The following is a 24,009-nucleotide window of genomic DNA, read 5'->3' on the forward strand; positions in this document are numbered from 1 at the left end:
AATACCGGCAAAAAAATAACGCGGCAAAAATTTGCCGCGTTTGGAAAAAGAATGATAATCAGGCGATGATCAGCGGATAAAAATCATCCGTCTGGTTTGCACAAATTTCTCTCCGGCATCGATGCGGTAAAAATATACGCCGGAGCTGATCTGCGCTTCCGGCTGCCACTGCAATTCGTATCGTCCGGCGATGAACTGGCGATTCGCAAGTGTAGCAACCCGCCGACCGAGCAGATCGAAAATTTGCACTTTCACTTTTGCTGATTCCGGCAAATCAAACAATATTGTTGTTTGTGGATTAAACGGATTCGGGAAATTTTGATAAAGCGCAAACGTTTCCGGAATAGCCGGATGGCTTGTTTCGTCGATTCCCACAAAAATATCGTTGATTTGGCCGGGCGTTCCATTACCCAGTGAAGCCGTCCAACTTCCCGGCAGCGTATTATCGAGATTGGGATTTTTTAGCGATAGTGAGGCCCCATTTCCGTCTGGTTCTGTGGGCCAGGGCGCGTTATCGTCATAGGTGAGCGAATCGACAATTTCGTTGGCGGCATTATACAGCCGGAGCAGTTCGCCGTTGCCGCTCAGCCCAAAACCGGTGTTCCCGAGATAATTGGTGACCGACGGGTAAACCGATGTGAACAGCACGGTATCGCTGCAAATTACCGCAAATGAATCCGGCTGAAGTACAAACCCATCCGGGAAAAAAAAGTTATGGGTATCGTCTTCATCGCGGAAATACCAGCCGCTCATGTCCACCGGTTCGCCGCTGTTGTTGTAAAATTCCACCCAATCTTCCGAATCGAACGGTGCTGCGGAATTGTAATTGACTTCATTGATGACAACCGTCGCAAACTGGCTGTTGTCCTGTTCAAAATTGGCGACGGCGAGTACGCCTTGGCTCATCGGCACAACAACGTGGGCAGAGTCTGCCGGTTCGATGCCTGTCCAGCCGGTGAATCGGAACCCCGGACGCGCAATTGCGGTCAGTTCAACAGGAATATCTTTAAAATATTGTCCCAGCCAGGGAAATTTGCTGACAGTAATTGCATTCACCTGAACTGAACCGGCATCGCGTAAATTGCTGCTGAGAACAATGTTCAGCGTATCCGAAACACCCAGTTCCTGCATGATGTGCGATCTGAAATATGGCTGACGCTTTCGGGAAAATGAGCGCATCTGTTCGATATTCCATTCCCAATCTGCCGGGTTTTGGTCCCAACGGGATAATGTCGTATCGATTTCGCTGGCAATTGCTGCTGCTTTTGCATCGATTTGCGAAAGCAATATTTCCGGACGAAAAATGCTGTTCATATAATCCGCACTGCGATTGATAAAATCTTGCCGGAATTCGGGGTTTTGGATCAGTTTGCGGAAAAGCAGTGTCGACCACGGCGGATTTGGCCAATCTTCTCCAACCGGATCGAGCATCATCGCCAGTGTATTGTAGGAATGGTTTGATGAGCTTAATAGATTAAAGCCGAAATCTGTATCGAAAATAATCCAACGCCAGCGTCCGTCCTGCCGGGCAGGGCGCCAGAATTTGATATTATTTCCCGGCCAATCGCGGTTGTCTATAAAAATTTCTGATACTGTGTAGCGGAGAAAATTTTCCACATCCATTTTGGTTTTGAGATACGCATAATTGGCAGGGTCACTTAAATCGTTGGATTCAACAAAGTTGATCATTGCTTTGTAGTGATCCGTTGCTCCGTAAACACTGACAGCGTCACCTTCGAGAATCTCAATACTATCCGATGGAATATGGGTGTTTGATTCGATGAAATGTTCGTTGATTTTTTCGCGGATATTGAGAATGCCCCAATACACACCGTTTAAATAAAGCACAGCCGGACGGTAAGCCAGCCGTTCAATTCCGGTCGGAGCGATGGCATCCTGAATAAATCCATCGCGAAACATGGTTCTGCCCCAGTCGTTGCCGCTGTTGCGCAAGATAAATGCCTGAAATTCATTGATATTTTTATCGGCAAATATTGGGTAGTCAAAGCTGCCGGCGCCATATTTTCCACGGGCGAACACCGCAAGTGATTTTTGGGGATTTGCCCGGGAAAACCCGCCATAAATTTTAACACCCGCACCCTGATTTATCACCTGTGAACCATCGGTTTCAAACAGCTCGATATTTACCGGGCGTTCCCAATCCTCCCAAAAGTTGGCACCGAAAAATGGCGGCACCGGCTCGTAATCGTTTCCGAATACGTAAATGCCGGAATCCTGATCAAAAAAATGTCCAATGTCCGTGCTGATGGAAATTACCGGCAGGTCATGATTTGTACCAAAAAAATAAGTTTGGGTATGCTGACCGCTGGGCAACTGCCCCGGCGCAAATGTTCGTGCACGAATAACAGTTGTTGTATTGATTTCGATCGGGTTGCTGTAAACTGTCGCGGTTTCGGTTGGAGCTTCGCCATTTGTTGTATATCGAATGGTTTCGCCGGGATTTAATCCGCTCAATACGATGCTTTGTGGCATATCGAAAAAACCGCCGGAAATCGAAAATTGCGGTTCGGAGGCAATGCCACTATACCCATTACTGATGTTCGGGAAACCGGGTGTCGCTGGTGCAAAATAATACAGTGTGTCGCTGCCGTCCGGCATACGACCCCAGCTGATATCCGATGGCAGGTTGACATACGCCAGAGAGTCGATTACCATGCCTGTTGGCCCGCTCAAAAAAACAGTTTCGCTTTCAGCGGACAGTTTAAAATTGGTGTGTAATCTGGGCAGATTCGGCTCGATCAGCGGATGTACCGGTCGTCTGCCTGGAAACTCATTACGAAAGCCCAGTGTCAAAAACGGGATCATCGTCAGATCTGATGATCCGGCGCTAATGTTATGCGCCTGTATCGCCAGCACATTTTCACCCTCCCGGAAAAGCGTGAGCAAGCTATCCAGAGAGAACCGGTGCGGCGGTTTGCCATTGATAATTAATGCCTCATGCTGTTCGTTGGCCGGTTGATTAAATGCCGGATGAATACCGTCCATATTTGCCCGGGCAATTTCCGTTCCGTTGAGATATGCAACAAAACCGTCATCGTAATCGATGTGTAAAAGCGCGTGTGTCAGTTGGCTCGTATCGGCAATGTTAAACGTATTGCGGATATAAACCGACAGAATGCCGTTGGCAACTATTGTGGAATCGTCATCATCGCCATAGCCAAAGCCACTGGGTCCCCATTCCCATTGAGAATCGTTGAAAGCGAGCGTATGCCAATCAGTTGGCGGTTCGGAAAATCCGGGTTGATATCGCCAAAAGTCACCCCAGGTGATTTTGGTTTCCCAATAATTGGCTGTGTTGCGGCGATTTTTATCCGATGCGTAAATTATCCTGAATTCACCGGGAGCCATATTTACATCCGGAAACTGCCATTTTTGAAGATTTGAACGGTTGTCGGACAGCCAGAAGCCAGTGAAATTCTGTGTTGTGTTACCTGCGTTAAACAGTTCAATCCAGTCCGGATAATCGCCGTCTTCGTCGATGAACGATTCTGTGTTGGAAGCGACAACTTCGTTAATTTTAATGGATTGAGAAAATAGTGCGGAAGTTGTGTAAAAACAGAAAGTTAAGATCCATAAAAGCAATTTCATTCAGGTGCTCTCCCGAAAAAAAACAACCTCAAAAATTTGATAAATCAACATCTGATCACAGCTATTAAGGTAAGAAAAAATTATGAAAATATGCAGAAAACCTTTTTAATTTCAGGAGCATCCCGGTGAGCGCATGCGTAAAAATCCAAAAAAAATGCATCGATCAGAAAGATGGATGCATTTTGGTTAACAGCTAACGTGTTTGATTTCACTTTAGAAGTATTGTTGGCGAGAAAAAAGCCCGGATTAATCCGGATTTCCCTCATCACCGGACACAAAATCGCGGGAAGCTTTGTGCAATGCAGTGAGTGCAAACATATACGAAAATACGGCAAGCGACGGAAATTGGGTGTTTGCAGCAATTGCACCAACTCCGAGAATCGTTGAAACGATGCCTTTTTCGATATTCCGTTTGCGCTGCTTTTTGGACGTGCGGTCTATTTTTTCGCTTCGCAGGGCGTCGTACATCGCAACTGCTTTGCGATGGTTTTTTTCCAGCAATTCCCGAAGCGACTGATTTTCTTTGATCAGCTCAGCCTGCTCCTTTTTCAGCAACTCGGCTTCGTGCAGGCGTTTGGCAAGTTCATCCCGTTTCATTTTCATTTCCTGCATCGCCCGTGCTTCTTTGCCAACAATTTCTGAGTGATTTTTACTGAGCTTTTTCTGAATGTCATCCATTTGCGACTGCAATTTTTGGGCGTTGCCTGTAATGATTTCGTCGAGTAACTCAACGAGCTGCGGATCCTTTAGCTGTTCCATCACCACCTGAAATGCGCGTTCTGCCTTTTGCTCGGCGATGCGTCGGTTACCGGACGACTGGCTGAGTCGCTGGTGCGCCGTTTTCAATTTGCGCAAATTCTCCAATAATTTCCGGATATTTGGATTAATAATAGCCATTTGTCATTCTCCCTTGAAATGGTCTGAAATTACGCGAATTATCCCTCAGCACAGACAACGATAATTTGAAAAACGGGCAAAAATTTGTTTTCCCGTGACCAAAATATTGCTATCATTCTTGCTCTGTAAACGCCCGGTCATTTAAAAAAGTTTTGGAAATTCACGAGGAAATTGGAGATAGGCATGATTTTATCCGGAAAAGACATTTACTCACGTTTGGGAAAAGAAATCAAAATTGAACCGTTTTCGGAATCGCAGTTGAACCCGAACAGCTACAATTTACGGCTACACAACGAATTGCTGGTTTACAACGAAACCGAATTGGACATGCGCAAAAAGAACGAAGCAACATTAATTACCATTCCGGAAGATGGGTTGCTGTTGGAAACGCACAAACTTTATTTGGGCAGAACCATCGAATATACCGAAACTGACGGTTTGGTGCCGATGCTGGAAGGTCGCTCCTCCGTTGGGCGATTGGGGTTGTTTGTGCATGTGACCGCCGGTTTTGGCGATGTCGGTTTCTGTGGATTTTGGACGTTGGAAATTTTTTGTGTGCAGCCGATCCGGATTTATCCGGGGGTGGAAGTTTGTCAGATTTATTACCACTCCATTTCCGGCGATTACGAAAAATACCACAGCAGCAAATACCAGAACAATAGCGGCATTCAAACAAGCAAATTGTATAAGGATTTCGAGAAATAAAGAACCAAGTGTAATCCGTACGGGACAGTAATAGTACCGTACGGTACACTTATTTTAACACCCCGCCAAAGTGTCCCTTTTCGTACAGATCATCATTTTTAAAAAATAATTAAGTCTAAATTTTTGTAAATAATAGATTTATGGCATCTTGATTTTTACGATCACCATTCATTTTCCTGTTTTGGCACGTCGATTGTTTTATCCCAATGCGAATGCGATGAAATAAAATGTAATCAGATTATTCAACAAACTATACCAAAACCAAAGGAGAATGTATCATGAAAATCGCAGCAGGAATTCGCAGCAAAGCAGCAATTGCAACGTTCGCAGCAGTATTATTTAGTGGGTTCGCATTTGTCGGGTGCGACAAAGAAAACAGCGTCGCGCCGAACACATCGCAAAATGATGTTAGTGCTACGTCTGATGCCGCAGAAGTTACCGCCAGCGCCGTTGGTGAAGAAAATGGCGGAATGGTGGATCAGTTGGGCGATGCGTTGGAAGGTGCCAGCACCGACAATTTTCAGGGATTAGCCAAAACAACTGACGGTGAAACGATGGACGCCGTTTACGATCCGGTTGCCGGAATGTGGACGATTACCATCAATCGCGAGCGCGGCGATATCAACGGTAATTATTATGCAGCAATCGCGCGAGTGTATCACTACCAATTTTTGAATCAGGCCGGCGATCCGCAACAGTTCTGGATCACCAATGGCGATACCGCCCGAACCATCAAATTTGACATCGTTTCCGGCAGCGGCCGGCACATAACGCCACGTTTGTCGCAACAATTGAATCAGCTGGAAGGCAATTTTGTTGTCACTCAGGCGCACCTCCGGAATCTGGTGATTAACGGCACTTACGCCCGTGCCGCTGTGGATACGGTCACTACGCATCGCGCAGTTCGCACACTCGATCACAGTATTTCGCTCCAAATTACCGATCTCACCGGACCTCGCGGCAAACGCTTCGATCTGTCCCGCAAAATCAGCGGAACGATTAGCGGACATGTGAGCGCGTATGCCACATTCCAAAGCGGCAGCGGTTACGGCGAACGCAATATCGAACGCGATTTTACCATCGTGATCGGCGACGGAAAAGCGAACATCAACATCGGTGGGGAAACATTTGAGGGCGAAGTGCAAACCGGTGAAATTGTCGACTAAAAAAACAGTATCTCGTAGCTCCTCCACACAAAAAAGGCGGTCAAATTGACCGCCTTTTTTTATGCAATTTTGGGCTGATTTCCAAATTTTTTGGGTGAAGAATCCGACGCGATTTGCCGGAGAATGGTGCGGATTCCGGCGGAACCGGCAACGATAACCGCGCTGGTCAGGTTGAGAAACAAACCGTGTTCAACAATTCCGGCACAGTTGTTCAATTGTGCAGCCAGTTCGTTGGGTTGGGTAATTTCGCCAAAATCGGTATCGAGTATCAAATTTAGTTGATCGGTGAAAAACGGGGTTCCGTCGGGTTTTTGGCGCAACGCGACAGTCCCGCCAATCGATTTCAAGAAATTGGAAACCGCATCTACCGCAAACGGAACAACCTCGATGGGCACTGCCCATTTGCAGCCGAGTGCCGGTGAAAGCTTGCTTTCATCCACGATAATCACATTTTTCCGGGAAGCCTGGGCGAGTACTTTTTCGCGGAGCAACGCACCGCCGCCGCCTTTGATGAGGTTGAGTTGCGGGTCAACTTCGTCCGCACCGTCGATGGTTACGTCGATCACCGTGTGTGCCGCAAAATCGGTCAGTGGAATGCCAAGTTCGCGGGAGCGCAATTCTGTTTGTTCGGAGCTCGGGATGCCTGCGATGTGTTGCAATTCACCGGTTCGGATTTTTTCAGCGATTTTTTCCAACGCAAACCGAACGGTACTGCCGGTACCGAGTCCGACAATCATCCCGTTTTCGATCCACTCAACGGCGGCGTGGGCAGCCTGTTGTTTCAGCTTTTCCTGCGGTGTCATGCCAGTTTTTCCGTCAATTCGTTGATTGCTGCAATCACATTTTTGGCGTGGATCCGGATGACCTCGCGACCGGCATCTTCCAAAGCTTTCCGGTCACCGAGCGCCTGCGAATGTTTCAAAACCCCAAAGGAAACCGCGGAAAAATCCATCCCGGGTTGATCGGGAATTGCGGCATCTTCCAATATTTCATCAGTTATTTGAATGAACAATCCGTTGCCTGCATCGCCTTTGTGCAACTGTCCGGTGGAGTGTAAAAATCGCGGACCGTAACCGATGGTGGTTGCGGTGTGATAGCGTTTTTGCAAAACCGTGCGGAATTTCTGCAGCGCTTCATCTGTTGCGGCGTCCATTTTTACGTAAGCCTGAATAGAAATATAGCCACGCGGCATCAGGTCGCCGTTGCCATCCGGCAGATGTTTCAAGAATTCAGAGAGCGCTTCGTCCGGCGTTTTTCCGCTCACTTTTCCAAAAAGCGTCATTTTTTCGGTGCTGAGTGCCGGGGTTTCGTCGGGTAATTTGCCTTCTTTTTTGTAAGCATCCAGCATTGCGCGGGCAGAAATTTTGGCGGATTCCACATTCGGCTGATCAAACGGATTGATTTTCAGCGAAACACCGCTGATTGCCGTGGCGATTTCCCACCGGAAAAATTCGGTGCCGAGATCGTAAATATCGCGCAACGTGATGTGCACAATCGGGTGTCCCGCGTCCGCAAGTTTGTCCAAAGCTGCTGTCGTTTTGGGATCGGATTTGAGGCTGAGATAGACAAAAACGCGGTCGTTTCCGTAAAACTTGGGCGCGAGCAATGCTTCGCCATCGACCGGCAAAATGCCGAGGCCTTCTTTTCCGGTGCTTTCGGCGATCAGTTGTTCCAGCCATGCGCCAAATGCACTGATTTCCGGTGCGGTTACGAGCGTCAATTTGTCGCGACCGTTTTTGGCGAGTTCGCCCATCATTGTGCCGAGAATGAGTGGTTCATTATCGGATAAATTGCTTTCGTGTTTGCTCATATCTACCGCAATTTCGGCACGTTCCAGCAGTTGGCGAATGTTCATTCCGATGACCGCCGCCGGAACGATTCCGAAAAACGAGAGCGCGGAATAGCGTCCGCCGATGTCCGGATCGTTGAGAAAAATTTTACGGAAATTCAATGATTTTGCCATGTCTTCCAATCCGCTGCCGGGATCGGTAATGGCAACAAAATGTTCGCCAACCTTATTCTCACCCAATAATTCCAGACACTTATTGTAGAAAAATTTCAAAAACGAAAGGGTTTCCACTGTGCCGCCGGATTTGGTGGACACAATGTAAACAGTGTTTGCGGGATTACTGTTGGCGTAGGCATCCAGCACTGCGGCTGGATCTGTGCTGTCCAAAACAGATAAATCGAGATACCCTTCCCGCACGCCAAATGTTTTCCTGAACACTTCAGGTGCCAGGCTGGAGCCGCCCATTCCCAACAGCAGGGCGTGGGTAAAGCCTTCATCGCGAAGCTGATCGACAAAAGATTCGATTTCACCGGCAGCTTCCAGCGAAACGTCCGCGCTGCTCAACCAGCCCAAACGATTGGTAATTTCGGTGGGATCGTCTTTCCAAATGGTGTGGTCTTTTTGCCACAAACGGCTGGCGATTTTCTGCTTTTGGAACTGCTGCAATGCCCGGTTGACGGTGTTTTCATATTTGCCGAGCGAAGCGCCAAACCGTTTTTGGTCAGACATCATTCGCTGGCGTTTGTCGGTAATGCTGTTCATCAGCGATTCAAAAGATTTGGCAAATGCGACAACACCCTCATCCTGCAATTTTAGGGTAATTTCGTCAATATTGATTCCCAAATCGCCCAATTGCACCAGTTGGCGCTCGGCTTCAGCCACATTTTCAGTAATAGTTGTGGCAACAATTCCGTGGTCTTTGAATGCGTCCATCGTTGCAGGCGGGAGCGTGTTGACGGTATCCGCGCCGATGAGCGAATCCACATACATCGTATCCGAATAACCGGGATTTTTGGTGCCGGTGCTGGCCCACAGCGGTCGCTGAACGCGGGCACCCAGTTTTTCGAGCGCATCCCATCGGGAACCGCTAAAAATTTCACCGAACATTTTATAGGCAACTTTGGCGTTAGCGATGGCAATTTTGCCTGCTAGATCGCTGTTATCGATTTCTTTTAATTGATTGTCAACCGCCGTATCCACCCGGCTGACAAAAAATGAAGCCACCGAGGCCACCCGGTTCACCGGATGTCCGCCCGGCACTTTCGGTCCATTTTTGGCGAGAATTTCTAACCCATCCAGATAGGCATTGGCAACTTGCAGATAATTGCTCAAGCTGAAAATGAGGGTCACATTTATATTGATGCCAACGCCGATCAGCTCCGCGATTGCCGGAATTCCGGCAGGCGTTGCCGGCACTTTGATCATCACATTCGGGTGATTGACCGCTTGATAGAGGCGTTTGGCTTCTTCAATGGTTTTTTGCGTATCGTTTGCCAAAGTGGGATCAACTTCGAGGCTGACGAAACCATCTTTTGCATCTGTCGCATCGTAAACCGGGCGTAAATTTTCTGCTGCCATGGCAATATCCTCAATCGCCAACGCTTCATAAATTTCCTGAACGGTGTAATTTTTTTCGATGAGCAATTGCATTGCGCTGTCGTAATCGGAACTGCCCGCAATGGCTTTTTCGAAAATAGTTGGATTAGAGGTGACACCGCCTAATCCTTCTGAAACCAGCTGTTTCAGTTCACCGGTGGTTAAATATGAACGGCGAATAAAATCCAGCCAAATGGATTGTCCATGATTGGCTAACTGCTTTAATTTGGACATAAATACTCCCGGATGTGTAAACTCAGGTTTCATTGTTAGTTGATCAATTTTAAGGCTAAAAAATTAGCGGTACAACGCTGCCAAAGCAAAATCAATTTTATTTTCATTTCTCAAACCAACTGCAGACGCCATGCCAATCACGCAGATTTTTGAAATTTGAATAACACCACTTGTGCAGTTGCGATTTACAGTTAATACCGGTATTTTCCATCGCAAACTTTAATTTGATTCAGGATACCCGCTGCAAATGTTAGATATAGACGCAATTCAACTCAATTTTGATCCGGGAAGCTTGCTGGCACTGAACATTATTTTGGGCATCGTGATGTTTGGTGTTGCCATAGATATGCGACTCAGCGATTTTCGCACAATCATTTCACTGCCGCGTTCCATGCTGGTTGGGATGACTGGGCAATTTTTGCTCTTACCGGCGGTTACATATCTGCTGGTTCGGCTGATGGCGCCGCACCCATCCATCGCGTTGGGGATGATGTTGGTTGCCGCATGTCCGGGCGGAAATATTTCCAATTTTATTACGCATTTTGCCAAAGGGAATACGGCGCTATCGGTGGCGATGTCTGCAACATCCACGATGGCAGCTGTGGTAATGACGCCGATCAATTTTGCATTTTGGGCATCGCAATACGAACCGACCGCTGCAATTCTGAAAGAAGTTGCGCTCAGTCCGCTGGATTTGATGGGCACTGTTTTTCTGTTGCTCGGATTACCGATGACCGTTGGTTTGCTCATTTCTCACCATTTTCCGCAATGGGCGGAACGCGCCAAAAAACCGCTCCGCTATTTTTCGATGGCGTTTTTCGGCATTTTTATCACCGGTGCGTTGCTGGCGAATTTGGATAATTTCATGAATTACATAGGTTTAGTGGTGCTGGCTGTTTTCCTGCACAACGCGTTGGCGATCTCTATCGGTTACACGGGTGCGCGGCTGCTCAAATTGCCGGAAGCGGATCGGCGGGCGGTGGCCATCGAAACCGGCATCCAGAATTCCGGGCTGGGTTTACTGCTTATTTTCGATTTTTTTAGCGGATTGGGCGGGATGGCGCTCATCGCAGCGTGGTGGGGCATTTGGCACATCATCAGCGGAATGACGCTGGCGATTTTCTGGTCACGCCGGAAATCGACAATCTGATTTATTTGCGACCTTTTTTCCATGGAAAATAATCCCGTTTCATCGGTGGCCGGTTATTGGGCACTTCCCGCAGCGGTTCGCAGGGTTTTAATGTGTCACTAAGCTGTGCGGGCAATTGTTGATACAGTTGTGTACCGGCCGTTTTCCACGCCGCCATTTCATCGGTGACATCTTTTACGATTTTTGCCGGATTGCCCACCACTATTTTTCGATCGGGAATTGCCATCCCCTCCGGCACAAAACAAAGCGCACCGATGATACATTCCGCGCCGATAACCACGTTGTCCATCACCACCGCATTCATGCCCACCAACGAATTTCTGCCGATTGTTGCACCGTGAATAATTGCACCGTGACCGATATGCGCCGATTTTTCCAATCGCACAGTTACACCCGGAAACATGTGGATGGTGCAGTTTTCCTGCACATTGCAACCGTCCTCGATGATGATTTCGCCCCAATCGCCGCGAATGGCTGCGCCGGGTCCGACATACACATCCTGCCCGATGATCACATTGCCGGTTACGGTTGCGTTCGGATGCACAACGGCGCTCTCATGCACCACAGGGCGATATCCGTTGAATTCAAAAATATTTGCCATAATTAGTAAAGGATAAAGGTTAAAGGATGAAGAAAAAAAACAATTTGATTAGCATTCAATAATATTGACTGGGATTTGCAATGCCAATCCGCCTTCGGAAGTTTCTTTGTAGCGGCTGTTCATGTTTTGGGCGGTTTCCCACATGGATTGGATGACCGCATCCAGCGAAACTTTTGCGGCTGCCGGGTCGCTATCCAATGCGATGTTGGCAGCGGTGATCGCTTTAATTGCACCCATGCTGTTGCGCTCGATGCAGGGAATTTGCACCAATCCGCCGATGGGATCGCAGGTGAGCCCGAGGTGATGTTCCATTGCAATTTCCGCAGCCATCAACACTTGCTCAACGCTGCCGCCGAGGCACTCCGTTAGTGCACCTGCCGCCATTGCAGAAGATACGCCGATTTCCGCCTGGCAACCACCCAATGCGGCAGAGATGGTGGCGCCCTTTTTGAAAATGCTGCCAAGTTCTCCGGCAACCAGCAAAAATTTACGGACAGCTTCATCGGTTGCGTCATCGCAGAAATAGCGATAGTAAAACAGCACTGCCGGAATTACACCGGATGCGCCGTTGGTTGGCGCCGTCACAATCCGCCCGAACGCTGCATTTTCCTCATTTGCGGACAGCGCAAAACAGCTCACCCATTTCAAAATGGTCTGAAACGAGGGATGAATTATTTTTAGCGCAGCCAGCCATTCCTGCCGGTTTTGCGGCTGAATTTCGCCCAACAATTTGCGGTTCATTCCGGCGGCGCGGCGTTTCACATTTAGTCCGCCGGGCAATTCGCCCTCGGTGTGACAACCGCGGTAAACGCATGCTTTGATCGTATCCCAAATGTCGTCCAGTTTTGTGTTCACTTCGTCGGGAGTTCGCCAGGCGATCTCATTTTTCCAGACGATTTCACTGATCGATAATTGATTTTCAAGACAATAATATAGCAAATCCGCCGCCCGGTTGATCGGATACGGCAACGGTGGGCGTTCATCGATGATCGATTCGCCTTCTTTGATGACAAATCCACCGCCGATCGAAAACCAGGTTTCGCGGAACGGTTTGCCTTCAGATAAGTGGAATGTCAATCGCATGCCGTTTGGGTGAAAGGGGAGGGGATCGGGATGAATAATCAGCTCAAACGGCACCGGAAATTGTCCGGCGAGGTTGAGTTTTCCGCAATCGCGAATGGCGCGGAATCTTTCCCGGACCGTTGATGTTTCGGTGGTCAGATAATCTTCGCCGCTCAATCCCAAAACGGCAGCCATGTTGGTGCCGTGACCGGGACCGGTTTTGGCTAATGAGCCAAAAAACTCGATGGTTATCCGAACAACTTTATCCAATAATTTTGCGGAACGGAGTTCCGAAAGGCTCAATTGCGCGGCTTTCCACGGTCCCATTGTGTGCGAACTGGATGGTCCGATGCCAATTTTGATCATGTCAAAAACGCTGATCTGTTCCACAGAGTGATATTTCCTTTCCCCAAAATCGGGCGAATTTTTCAAAATCAAATTTAACGAGCGGTAATCGTTAATAAAAATGAAATACTAAATGGTGGTCTATATTTGGAAGGCAATTTTTTTCAACACAAAAAAAGCCCTCTTTTTACGGAGGGCTTTTTGATAGAAATTTTCTGACACAATAATTTACGGCAACAGACTGACAGCCGTTTGGGCAACACTCATATTGCCGGACGGGTCGAACGCGCGAACGTAAATGGTGTGTGTAATGCCGGTAGCATATCCGCTGAAATTCCATTGATATTCATACAACGGAACGGTGTCGGTAACCTGTTTGATGCCATCGATGAAAATCTGGACGCTGTCCACTTTTGTGTCATCGAAAGCATCGGCGACAACCCGGATTGAGGGGATCTGGCTGACCGAGAAAATATTTTGGGCATTCGGATCCGGGAAAATAATCGATACGGTCGGTGGGATGACGTCTGATCCGTTGTCCGAATCAACTGTTACGGTGATAAAATCCGTTGAAATGTTAAATTGATCAGTATCGTAAACCACCGCAAAAATGTTGTGTGTTGATGCATCCGGCAATGTGGAAGTATCCCACTGACGGGTGAACACATTGTCTGTATTGTCTGTATCCGTACCGATGCGGAAGCCGTCAACCACAAATACCACGCTGTCAACTGCGTTTGCGCCAACCAGATTATCCACTCGCGCAACCAGATTTACCAACCCGCGAACCGTTTGGCGATCGATCGGGTTTTCCATGGAAGCAACCGGCGTATCCAGTTCGTAGTTGTCGCTATTAACGATGACCGATGTAACATTGGACGAAATGTTGTATCCGAAGCGGTCGTATGAAATCGCAAAAATGGTGTGAGCGGAACCATCAACCAGCGAAGCAACATCCCATTGATACAAATACGGGAATTGGGTATCTGTCAGCACTTTGGAGCCATCAATGTAAATTTGCACACTGTCAATCGGGTTGTTGATCGACCGATTGATGCCGACTGCAACATTCACAACACCTGTGACAATTTGCGCGTTCACAGGATGTTGAATAGTAACAACCTGCGGCAGTGTATCTTGCGAAAGGTCTGTTAATGTTACAGATGTAATGGCAGAAGGCCCGATGTTGTCATCTTCATCAATTGCATATGCGGTGATAAAATGTTGCCGGTTATCGGCAATGGGCGTTGTATCCCATTCGTATCGAATCACATCGTCATCAACAGTACGAACTTCAGTACCATCGATAAAGAGGCGCAGCTTGGTAACAGATTTATCGTCAGATGCTGTAACGAGGATTGGCACAACCCCATCAATGACAGCGCCACTTTGGGGGTTCAGAATGGTGGTTACGGGCGGACCATTATCCAGTTGTTCCAAACATCCCGGAGCAATAAACATTAACAAAATGGTCAATAAAAAAAATAGCGCAAATTTCCATCTGCGTTGCTTCATCGATTTCCACTCCTGTTTAAAAGTTATATCCGTTTTCAAGGCACGTAAAAAAAGGCATTTTCCATAATGAATTGTGACAGGTATCATTAAACTGTGCAGTATATTCTTTTCGTATGCGAATGTTGAATTGTGTTATCAAATTAGTTCGTTCGAAAAACTGTGAGAATGCAAAAATCCTTTTACATAGATTGAAATCTGTTTTATATTATTATGCTTGCATCATCGGCGTAACCGCCGCAGGAATTGAATATTTTTTTAAGATTCCGGGATAAATTTCGGTAAAACACCGGACAAACAAAACAGGAAAAAATAATGAGAATGACTAAAAAATTGATTTGTGGTATTTTTCTCGGAATAATAGTCGGCATTGCCGGCAGTGGGTGTAGCTCCACGATGCCACCGGTCAACAGTGGCACAACTACCCAACCGGCAACTACCGGAACGATTGATGAATCGTTTGATCCGGTTCTGCTAAACGACGATAATCTGTCCTTTCCCGAAGCCGCCAGCATCTCAACCCCAACAATTGACAACAACCAAACCAACACAGACAACCAGGATACCAAAGTTTTCAATAAGCCGGTTGATGGCTTCCGGATTCAAATTTTTGCAACCAAAGATATCGAAGTTGCGACGTTGCAGAAAAAAGAAGCCGAATACGAATTTGCAAATGACGGCATCGCAGTTTATATCGAATTTGATTCACCATTATACAAACTCCGGGTTGGCGATTGCACCACCCGCGAAGAAGCTGAACAACTGCACACACGCATCAAACAACGTGGATTTTCTACATCATTTGTTGTTAAAACCAAAGTGAATACTGTTCCTGTATTGCCGGAATTATCAGCACCGGAAACTCCGGAAGCGCTGCCTCGCGATAATTAGCATAATTCCGATTTTTTTCAGCTGCACTGCACAATGCAGGGTGTGCGTCGGTTATGTACGGCTTACAGGATGTGAATATGAACAATCATTATTTGTGTTTCAGGAGGATTTATGGCCGGCCATTCTAAATGGGCGAATATCAAGTTTCGAAAAGAGCGTCAGGACGCCAAAAAAGGTAAAGTTTTTACAAAATTGATCAAAGAAATTACTGTCGCTGCCCGTTCCGGTGGTGGCGATCCGGTGATGAACGCACGATTGCGACAAGCTATTCAGGTTGCAAAACAAGCCAATATGCCCGCCAAAAACATCGAGAACGCCATTAAAAAAGGCACCGGAGAAATGCCCGGTGTTATTTACGAAGAAATCAATTACGAAGGCTACGGTCCCGGCGGTGTGGCATTATTTATCGAATGCATGACCGACAACAAAAACCGCACTGTTGGCGAAGTACGGCACATTTTGTCCAAACATGGCGGAAATCTTGGGGAATCCGGCTGCGTTGGGTGGATGTTTGATCGCAAAGGATTGATTCGGGTAGAAAAAGAAAATTACGATGAAGAAGAGTTGTTGATGGTTTCTATCGAAGCCGGAGCAGAGGACCTCAAAGTGGAAGATGAGGTTTACGAAATTTTCACAGCATTTGAAGATCTGGAAACTGTCCGCACCGCTTTGGAAGAGCAGGGAATCACCATTAAAGAATCGGAAACTACCCGCGTTCCTCAAAACTATGTGCCCATCGACGGAAAAGACGCCGAAAAAATGTTGAAAATGCTGGATTCGTTGGAAGATAACGACGATGTCCAAAACGTTTTCGCCAATTTTGATATGGATGAAAACGTAATGGAAAGCTTGAGTAACGAGTAAATATGATTATTTTGGGGATTGATCCCGGGTTGAGTATTACCGGGTACGGGGTGATCGAAATTGTCAACAACCGACCGCAATGTGTGGCTTACGGCGGCATTTATAACCGCGGAAAAGATTTACCGATCGCCCAAAAACTCCAGAAAATTTATGAAGGTATCGAAGAGGTTGTAAAAACGCATCAGCCAAACCATTGTGCCATTGAGGATATTTTTTATCACGAAAATGTAAACACCGCAATTGTTATGGGGCATGCCCGTGGCGTTGCGATGCTTGCGGCACAACAGTCAAACGTCAATATTTTTGAATATACGGCGAGAGAAGTGAAAATGTCTACCGTCGGATTTGGTGCGGCGGCAAAACAGCAGGTACAGGCGATGGTCAAAAATCTGTTGGGGTTGCCAAAACCACCGACACCGCAGGATGCCGCAGATGCCTTGGCAGTTGCAATCTGCCATTTTAACCGGGTTAAATTTTTGTCATTGAAACGCGGGGCCAGATAACCGAGGATGATCGAGAGAATTTCGGGAAACATCATCGAGAAAGCCCCCACATTCTGCATCGTGGATTGCCACGGAATGGGAATTGGGTTGCATATCTCGTTAAACACCTTCCAGTATTTGGAACGCAGCGACGCCAGCCAGCCGGTTCAATTACTCACCTATTTACACGTCCGCGAAGATGTGTTGCAGCTCTACGGTTTTTCGGAAATGTCTGAAAAAAAGCTGTTTCAGATGCTGATTTCTATTTCCGGGGTGGGACCGAAATTAGCAATTGCTATTCTCTCCGGCAGCTCAACAGCAGATTTGACCCAAGCGATAGCCATGGAAGATGTGGCAATGCTCACCCGGATTCCCGGTGTCGGCAAAAAAACCGCGCAACGGCTGGTGCTCGAGCTAAAAGAAAAAATTGGCAAACAAGCCGAAGTGCAAAAAATTGCTGCGATGGCACAAGCCGCCGATTCGCCGCAACGGCATATAAACGAAGCAATAATGGCGCTTTCCGAGCTTGGCTACAAACCGCGCGATGCGCAGGTTGCCATCGAAAAAGTGGTGAAGCGCGCCGGAAAAACGCTTTCTCTCGAAGAAATTGTTGTCAACGCTCTGCGGGAATTGTAGATTGTTCGGCAACAACAGGTGATGAATATGGCAGAAGAAGAAAAATATCATCGGGATGCGCTCGATCCGTTACAGCGAATGGACGATCAGGCCATTGAAGCGGCATTGCGGCCATCTGCATTTGATGAATTTGTCGGCCAAACAAAAGTAGTTGACAATCTCAAAATATTCATCGAAGCCGCATTGCAGCGAGGAGAAGCGCTCGATCACGTGTTGCTGTATGGTCCGCCGGGACTCGGCAAAACCACACTGGCGAATATCGTCGCGCGGGAATTAAGTGTGGATATCAAAACCACCTCCGGCCCGGTGATGGACAAAGCCGGCGATCTGGCGGGAATTCTCACAAATCTGCAGGAAAAAGATGTTTTGTTTATCGATGAAATTCACCGATTGAACAACATTGTTGAAGAATATCTGTATTCCGCAATGGAAGATTATACGCTGGATATTATGATAGACCGAGGCGCGAATGCCCGGAGTATCCAGATCAGTTTGCCCAGATTTACTCTCGTTGGCGCAACCACCCGCGCGGGATTGTTGACTGCGCCGATGCGGGCACGGTTTGGTGTTGTGCTGCGGCTGGATTATTATAATGCAGAAGATTTGTTTCACATCATCAAACGATCTGCCGGATTGCTGCAGGTTACAATCGATGATCAGGGCGCAATGGAAATTGCCCGACGTTCCCGTGGAACACCACGCGTTGCCAACCGGCTGCTCCGCCGCACCCGTGATTTTGCCCAGGTTAAAGCAAATGGTGAAATTACCAAAGAAGTTGCCGATCATGCCTTGAAGATGTTGGAAGTTGATGAACTGGGTCTGGACGATATGGATAAACGCATCATCCAAACCATCATCGAAAAATACAACGGCGGTCCGGTTGGCATCAACACAATAGCAGTAGCCGTTGGCGAAGAAAGCGATACGATCGAAGAAATTTACGAGCCGTTTCTTATACAAGAGGGTTTCATCAAGCGGACGCCAAGGGGAAGGGTTGTAACAGCGTTGGCTTATGAACACTTTAACTACAAAAGGCGTGGAGAAAATGGATTTCAAACCGAGCTTTTTTGAGGATGACAGCGGGGGGAAGTATAAGTTATCCGATTTTTCGTATGACTTACCCAATAAATTGATTGCCCAATATCCGAACCCCGAAAGAGGCAAAAGCCGGATGTTGGTGATCAACCGGGTAAAAGAGCAAATTGAACACCGCTCTTTCGAAGATATTGTTGAATATCTCAAACCCGGCGATTGTCTGGTAATCAATAACACCCGTGTTTTTCCGGCCAGATTAATTGGCACAAAAGATAAAACCGGCGCAAAAGTAGAAGTCTTTTTGCTGCGAAATCTCGAAAACGGGATTTGGGAAGTGATGGTCAAGCCGGCCCGGAAAGTCCGTTTGGGCAATCGCATCGTTTTCAGCGACGATTTTACCTGCGATATAATTGATAACACGGTATCCGGCGGACGCATTATCGAAGTGCACTGTCAAAGCGATTTTTACGAAACGCTGGATCGCATCGGACAAACACCGTTACCACCCTATATCAAACGCCCGAACGAAGAAATTGACCGGGAATTTTATCAAACGGTATATGCCGAAAAACGCGGTGCCGTTGCCGCACCCACTGCAGGACTGCATTTTTCGAAAGAATTGGTAGAGCAGATCGAAGCCAAAGGTGTGGTTCTCGCTCCGGTAACTTTGCATGTTGGAATGGGAACGTTTAAACCTGTCCAGGTGGATGATATCTCCCGGCACCAGATGCATTCTGAATTTTATGAGATTGGCAGCGATTCCGCAGATAAAATTAACAATGCACGCGAAAAAGGGAAACGTGTTCTGGCAGTCGGCACAACCAGTGTCCGAGTGTTGGAAACCATGGCCGGCAGAAACGGCAAAGTGCGCCCAGGTCAGGGCTGGACAGATAAATTTATCTTTCCGCCGTATCAATTTCAGATTGCAGAAAGCCTGGTAACCAATTTCCATTTACCGCAATCGACATTGTTAATGTTGGTCAGCGCATTCGGTGGACACGAAATTGTAATGCACGCCTATCGCGAAGCGGTAAAAAAGGGTTATCGCTTTTTCAGCTATGGCGATAGCATGATGATATTTTGATCAAATGTTCAAATTAAACTGCGTTTTATGTAAATGATCAGATATTGAGCCAGCTATATTTTTTCGATAAATGATTTGCCGTTGATTCCAAAAATCACGGCAATTCCTTCCTCAAATTCTGTTGCTCGTATCCCTCCGCTGTTGATACTAAATACCGTTTTTTATTGAAAAATTGCCAATTTTGGTGTGGTTTGATATTCATTTGTTCACGTGTATTGTTTTGCGTTGCGGGCACAAGCTGACGAATATCGTATGTTCTGAAAATATTCCATTTTTTTCTTGCATTATTAGCTCCAAAATGTGATATTTTGTGGCAGAAAGTGGTAAAGATTCCACTCTTTTCCACTGAAAAGGAGAAAATAGGAAGCATGAGCGGATTTTGGGGAAGTTTCAACAGCAAAATGGATGGCAAGGGCAGAATTAATTTTCCGGCCAAATTCCGCAAAAATCTCACGGAAGAAGATTTAGATACGCTCATTTTGATTCGCGGCAGCGAAGGATGTATTTCCTGTTACCCGCTCACATCGTGGGAGGCAAAAATACAGCAAATCCGTGATCAGGTTGCAAGTGATCGGGAATTTGCGGTTGTTTCCCGGCAGTTGATGTATCAGGCCAGCGAACAAACTGTTGATAAACAAGGGCGTTTGAACCTGACATCTGAATTGGTCAAATATGCGGAATTGAATTCGGATGTATTGATCATGGGTTACGAAAATAAAATTGAAATCTGGAATCGGGATAAATACAATCAGTTGGTAAAATCGACGGAGGTGGATTACTTAAAAATTACCAGCGAATTGGATATTTAATAACCTGCAAGGATGTGTACATGGGCTATGGTTTTCATGAGCCGGTGTTGGGGAGGGAGGTTGTTGAATACCTTGTCATCGATCGGCGCGGTAAATACGTTGATTGTACGCTGGGTGGCGGCGGCCATAGTCAATTAATTCTTGAATTTCTGGAAAATGATGGATTTTTGATTGGGCTGGATGCCGACACGGAAGCTATACAATACGCATCGCAACGGCTTCAGCGCTTTCCGAATACGCACTTTCGACAAACATTCTACGATCAAATTGATGTTGCACTTTACGAAGCTGATAAATATCCGGTTCAGGGAATTTTGTTTGATCTCGGTGTTTCATCGTGGCAAATAGATGTGGACGAGCGAGGGTTCAGCTATCAAAATGACGGCCCTTTGGACATGCGGATGGATCAGCGACAAAGCCAGAACGCTGCTGATGTGCTGAATAATTATACGCAAGATCAGTTAGAACATATATTTAGAGAATTTGGCGAAGAACGGCACTGGCGTGCCATCGCCAGAGAAGTTGTGCGCACACGTTCATCGCAATCATTAAAAAACACGAAAGAATTGGTAAAAATTGTCCGTTCGGTTATTGGTGAGCGACATCTGAATAAATCGTTGGCCCGGATATTTCAAGCGATACGCATCGAAGTAAACCGGGAATTGGAGCGTCTGGAATTTGCGCTCGAAAGTTCATTTCAAATGTTGGATAAAGGCGGCAGACTCGCCGTCATTAGTTATCATTCTCTGGAAGACCGCATCGTAAAAAATTTTTTTAAGGAAAAAGAACGGGACTGTATCTGTCCGCCGGAATTCCCAACCTGTGTGTGTGATAAGGTTTCGGAAATGCGATTGGTAACCCGAAAGCCGGTAACTGCATCGGCGGAGGAAGTCAAAAATAATCAGCGCGCCCGTAGTGCAAAGCTTCGCATCGCGGAAAAAACGATAGCGTTTAAAGGCTAAGCCGGAAATTAAGGGATTAATGGCAACTGTAAAAACCAAAACCAGGCAACCTGTGAGAAAACCTGCAACCGGACGAAAATCACAGAAAATACCAAAAAAAACCAACCTGAATTTAAAAAAAGGGGTTCGGAGGGCGGTTTACGATTTATACATCATCAGCGTTATCTTTCTGATTATGTTGATGTTAAGCTCTGCATTTCTGTTGTATCAGTGGAAAGATTACAAAATAGTTGAATACAGTAAGGAGATTCAGGATCTACGCTCGGATGTGCTGAAATTACAAAGCGCGGAAAGTCGCTATCGCGCACGGATCAATTCCGATTTAATCAAATATCACCGGATTGCAGAGGTTGCCAAAGACAAGTTGCAACTGTTGCCATCTGTGGAAGAGCCGGTCATTTTGACGGTCGATAAACGCCTGCTGGATGCATATGTTCAAAAAGATAACGAAAACAAAAACGAAAACTAAAACCCGTCGGTCGGCAAGAAAAATGGATGCCGGAACCCGACGGATATTGGTTGTTGCCGGGTTGTGGGCCTTTGGTTTGCTGCTGGTTGTTGGCAAGTTGTATCAGGTGCAAATTCGCCAGCATGAATTTTATAAAGAAAAAGCCCGCAGCTACATTGAGCACAAACGAACAATGCAAGCTGCCCGTGGGACCATTTCCGATCGCAATGGCGAACCGTTGGCGGTCGATTTGATGCATTATTCTTTGGCTGCGAAACCGGCGCAATTGGTGGAAAAACGTGCTGTTGCGCGAAAGATTTCCAAAATTATTAATGAATCGTATGATGATGTTTATTCTAAAATTAACAATAAAAAATCGTTTGTTTACCTGGCACATCGTTTAACGCCGGAACAGGCTGCACAAATCCGCGATTTGTCGGACAAAGGGTTGCTACTGGAGCGCAAGTTTAGCCGCTCTTATCCATTTAAAGAAGTCGGGGCACATTTGGTTGGTTACTGCGATAACGATAATAAGCCCGGCGCTGGCATTGAATTTTCATACGATGAGTATTTGCACGGAAAAGACGGATCGTCCATTTTTTTGCGCGATGCACACGGCGGTCAATTTCCGAGCATGGATTTGCCGACCCGCGAGCCGCAAAATGGAAAACACATTGAAACGACAATTGATATTGTTTATCAGGGCATTTTGGAAGCAGAATTGGGCATCGCCGTCAATCAGCACAAAGCGGACAACGGCTCAGCAGTGCTGCTAAATCCGCGTACCGGCGAAGTGCTGGCAATGGCCAATTATCCGCAATTTAATCCGAACGAATACAGCAAATATCCGGTGAAAAATTTTAAAAATCAGGCGGTTTCGGATTTGTACGAACCGGGATCGACATTTAAAATGGTTTCGCTGGCGATGTGTTTGGAACAACTGCATTTGAATATGGATAGCGAATTGGTTTTTTGCGAAAACGGTCGTTACCAGCTTGCGCAAAAAACGGTGCGGGATCACCAAAAATTTGCCTATCTGACCGCCCGGCAGGTGTATGAAAATTCCAGCAATGTGGGCGTGATAAAATTGGCGGAAAAATTTCCGGCAGCGCAATTTTACCGGTATGCCCGGGATTTCGGTTTTGGTGAAAAAACCGGCATCGATTTACCTGCGGAAATCAACGGGATTTTGCACAAACCGGATAAGTTTTCAAAATATTCGGTGTCGTACATGAGCATCGGATACGAAGTTGGCGTTACGCCGCTTCAGCTTGCCTCGGCGTATGCCGCTGTTGCCAATGACGGTAAATTGATGCAGCCGTATGTTGTTCGTCGGGTGGTTGATGAAAGCGGAAGGGTTGTCAAAGAAAATCGGCCGACAGAACTGCGGACGGTCATTTCGCGGGAAACCGCCCGTCAAATGAAAGAAGTGCTCAAAGGCGTGGTTGAAAACGGCACCGGACAGTCTGCCCGTGTTACCGGTGTTACAATTGCCGGGAAAACCGGAACGGCGCAAAAAATTGATCGTTCGACAAATAGTTATACTTCAGAAAACCATATTGCATCATTTGCGGGATTTTTTCCGGTAGAAAATCCGAAATTTGTGTTGCTGGTTGTGGTCAACAATCCACGAAACGGGCAGTACTACGGCAGCCAGGTTGCCGCGCCCGTGTTTCGCAGAATTGCTCAGCGAATTGTTGGTTTGGCAGTGGAAGACGAGCCAGTCAGCGATCAAAATCTGGCAAGAATCGCACTGCCGGAAATGAAAAATATGCTTCCGGCGGTTGAAGGAATGTCTGTTAAAAATGCTACAAAAACACTGGAAAAACGCAACCTGAAAGTAGATATCACCGGCGATGGCGACACCGTTTTCCGGCAAGAACCGGAAGCCTTTTCGCAGTTTAAGGAAGGGCAACTGGTCACGCTTTACACAGAAACACGCCCGTTGGCGGAAACCGGAAAAATGCCGATGGTTGTCGGAAAAAGCATGAAAGAAGCCCTGCGGATTTTGGGAGAATGGGACGTTCAGGTAGAAATTGAGGGAAGCGGCATCGTAATCAAACAGCTACCGGTTGCCGGTTCGAAAATGGATAATAGCGGTAAAATAAAATTAATCTGTAACCCTGCGTGAG

The 24,009-nt window shown here is 46.8% G+C and carries 20 protein-coding genes; 13 read left to right on the forward strand and 7 right to left on the reverse strand.

The genetic code is table 11. The annotated features are described in order from the left end of the window. Window positions 1–69: 69 nt before the first annotated feature. Together H6629_20260 and H6629_20265 are read right to left on the reverse strand one after the other, a co-directional pair. Window positions 70–3,609: a CotH kinase family protein gene (locus H6629_20260; GenBank protein MCB9070116.1), complete on the reverse strand. Its 3,540-nt coding sequence runs from the start codon at window positions 3,607–3,609 to the stop codon at window positions 70–72. 246 nt (window positions 3,610–3,855) lie between these two features. After that, on the reverse strand, window positions 3,856–4,506 hold the full coding sequence (locus H6629_20265) for a hypothetical protein (protein MCB9070117.1): 651 nt from the start codon (window positions 4,504–4,506) through the stop codon (window positions 3,856–3,858). Window positions 4,507–4,689: 183 nt separating this feature from the next. Between H6629_20265 and H6629_20270 the strand changes: the two genes are divergently transcribed. Continuing rightward, on the forward strand, window positions 4,690–5,211 hold the full coding sequence (locus H6629_20270; protein MCB9070118.1) for a dCTP deaminase: 522 nt from the start codon (window positions 4,690–4,692) through the stop codon (window positions 5,209–5,211). Between the two features lie 278 nt (window positions 5,212–5,489). Beyond that, complete coding sequence (locus H6629_20275) at window positions 5,490–6,377, forward strand: hypothetical protein (GenBank protein ID MCB9070119.1); 888 nt, start codon at window positions 5,490–5,492, stop codon at window positions 6,375–6,377. A 59-nt stretch (window positions 6,378–6,436) separates the two neighbouring features. On the opposite strand, the gene rpiA is transcribed toward H6629_20275, so the two are convergent. Both rpiA and H6629_20285 read right to left on the reverse strand, forming a co-directional pair. Then, on the reverse strand, window positions 6,437–7,180 hold the full coding sequence (gene rpiA / locus H6629_20280) for a ribose-5-phosphate isomerase RpiA (protein MCB9070120.1): 744 nt from the start codon (window positions 7,178–7,180) through the stop codon (window positions 6,437–6,439). Further along, on the reverse strand, window positions 7,177–9,996 hold the full coding sequence (locus H6629_20285) for a bifunctional transaldolase/phosoglucose isomerase (protein ID MCB9070121.1): 2,820 nt from the start codon (window positions 9,994–9,996) through the stop codon (window positions 7,177–7,179). Before H6629_20285 ends, rpiA begins: the two co-directional genes overlap by 4 nt. 247 nt (window positions 9,997–10,243) lie before the next feature. On the opposite strand from H6629_20285, the gene H6629_20290 reads away from it, so the two are divergent. Next, window positions 10,244–11,146, forward strand: a complete 903-nt coding sequence (locus H6629_20290; GenBank protein ID MCB9070122.1) for a bile acid:sodium symporter family protein — start codon at window positions 10,244–10,246, stop codon at window positions 11,144–11,146. Window position 11,147: 1 nt separating this feature from the next. Here the strand turns inward: H6629_20290 and H6629_20295 are convergent, their stop codons facing one another. From H6629_20295 to H6629_20305, 3 genes are all read right to left on the reverse strand, one after another. Continuing rightward, the gene (locus H6629_20295; GenBank protein MCB9070123.1) at window positions 11,148–11,747 is read right to left on the reverse strand and encodes a transferase hexapeptide repeat family protein; all 600 of its coding nucleotides are present in this window, start codon (window positions 11,745–11,747) and stop codon (window positions 11,148–11,150) included. A 48-nt stretch (window positions 11,748–11,795) separates the two neighbouring features. Next, window positions 11,796–13,175 carry an L-serine ammonia-lyase gene (locus H6629_20300; GenBank protein MCB9070124.1) on the reverse strand — a complete coding sequence of 460 codons (1,380 nt, stop codon included), beginning with the start codon at window positions 13,173–13,175 and terminating at the stop codon, window positions 11,796–11,798. Between the two features lie 207 nt (window positions 13,176–13,382). Further along, window positions 13,383–14,669 carry an Ig-like domain-containing protein gene (locus H6629_20305; protein MCB9070125.1) on the reverse strand — a complete coding sequence of 429 codons (1,287 nt, stop codon included), beginning with the start codon at window positions 14,667–14,669 and terminating at the stop codon, window positions 13,383–13,385. Between the two features lie 312 nt (window positions 14,670–14,981). Here H6629_20305 and H6629_20310 point away from each other — a divergent pair, with 312 nt between their 5' ends. The 10 genes from H6629_20310 (at window position 14,982) to H6629_20355 (ending at window position 24,008) form a co-directional block, all read left to right on the forward strand. Further along, complete coding sequence (locus H6629_20310; GenBank protein ID MCB9070126.1) at window positions 14,982–15,557, forward strand: SPOR domain-containing protein; 576 nt, start codon at window positions 14,982–14,984, stop codon at window positions 15,555–15,557. A gap of 111 nt (window positions 15,558–15,668) precedes the next feature. Continuing rightward, the gene (locus H6629_20315) at window positions 15,669–16,421 is read left to right on the forward strand and encodes a YebC/PmpR family DNA-binding transcriptional regulator (GenBank protein ID MCB9070127.1); all 753 of its coding nucleotides are present in this window, start codon (window positions 15,669–15,671) and stop codon (window positions 16,419–16,421) included. A 2-nt stretch (window positions 16,422–16,423) separates the two neighbouring features. Further along, a complete protein-coding gene (ruvC, locus tag H6629_20320) occupies window positions 16,424–16,924 on the forward strand; it encodes a crossover junction endodeoxyribonuclease RuvC (GenBank protein MCB9070128.1) in 501 nt (166 codons plus the stop codon). 6 nt (window positions 16,925–16,930) lie between these two features. Continuing rightward, the gene (gene ruvA / locus H6629_20325) at window positions 16,931–17,539 is read left to right on the forward strand and encodes a Holliday junction branch migration protein RuvA (protein MCB9070129.1); all 609 of its coding nucleotides are present in this window, start codon (window positions 16,931–16,933) and stop codon (window positions 17,537–17,539) included. A 27-nt stretch (window positions 17,540–17,566) separates the two neighbouring features. Next, the gene (gene ruvB, locus H6629_20330; GenBank protein MCB9070130.1) at window positions 17,567–18,610 is read left to right on the forward strand and encodes a Holliday junction branch migration DNA helicase RuvB; all 1,044 of its coding nucleotides are present in this window, start codon (window positions 17,567–17,569) and stop codon (window positions 18,608–18,610) included. Next, window positions 18,585–19,658 carry a tRNA preQ1(34) S-adenosylmethionine ribosyltransferase-isomerase QueA gene (gene queA, locus H6629_20335; GenBank protein ID MCB9070131.1) on the forward strand — a complete coding sequence of 358 codons (1,074 nt, stop codon included), beginning with the start codon at window positions 18,585–18,587 and terminating at the stop codon, window positions 19,656–19,658. Before ruvB ends, queA begins: the two co-directional genes overlap by 26 nt. Before the next feature lie 368 nt (window positions 19,659–20,026). Then, window positions 20,027–20,467, forward strand: a complete 441-nt coding sequence (mraZ, locus tag H6629_20340; GenBank protein MCB9070132.1) for a division/cell wall cluster transcriptional repressor MraZ — start codon at window positions 20,027–20,029, stop codon at window positions 20,465–20,467. A 20-nt stretch (window positions 20,468–20,487) separates the two neighbouring features. After that, window positions 20,488–21,429 carry a 16S rRNA (cytosine(1402)-N(4))-methyltransferase RsmH gene (gene rsmH / locus H6629_20345; GenBank protein ID MCB9070133.1) on the forward strand — a complete coding sequence of 314 codons (942 nt, stop codon included), beginning with the start codon at window positions 20,488–20,490 and terminating at the stop codon, window positions 21,427–21,429. 52 nt (window positions 21,430–21,481) lie between these two features. Then, entirely contained in the window at window positions 21,482–21,898 is a 417-nt protein-coding gene (locus H6629_20350) for a hypothetical protein (GenBank protein MCB9070134.1), read from the forward strand. A gap of 22 nt (window positions 21,899–21,920) precedes the next feature. After that, the gene (locus H6629_20355; protein ID MCB9070135.1) at window positions 21,921–24,008 is read left to right on the forward strand and encodes a PASTA domain-containing protein; all 2,088 of its coding nucleotides are present in this window, start codon (window positions 21,921–21,923) and stop codon (window positions 24,006–24,008) included. Window position 24,009 lies beyond the last annotated feature (1 nt).

This window comes from Calditrichia bacterium, from assembly GCA_020634975.1.
Classification (GTDB): domain Bacteria; phylum Calditrichota; class Calditrichia; order RBG-13-44-9; family J075; genus JACKAQ01.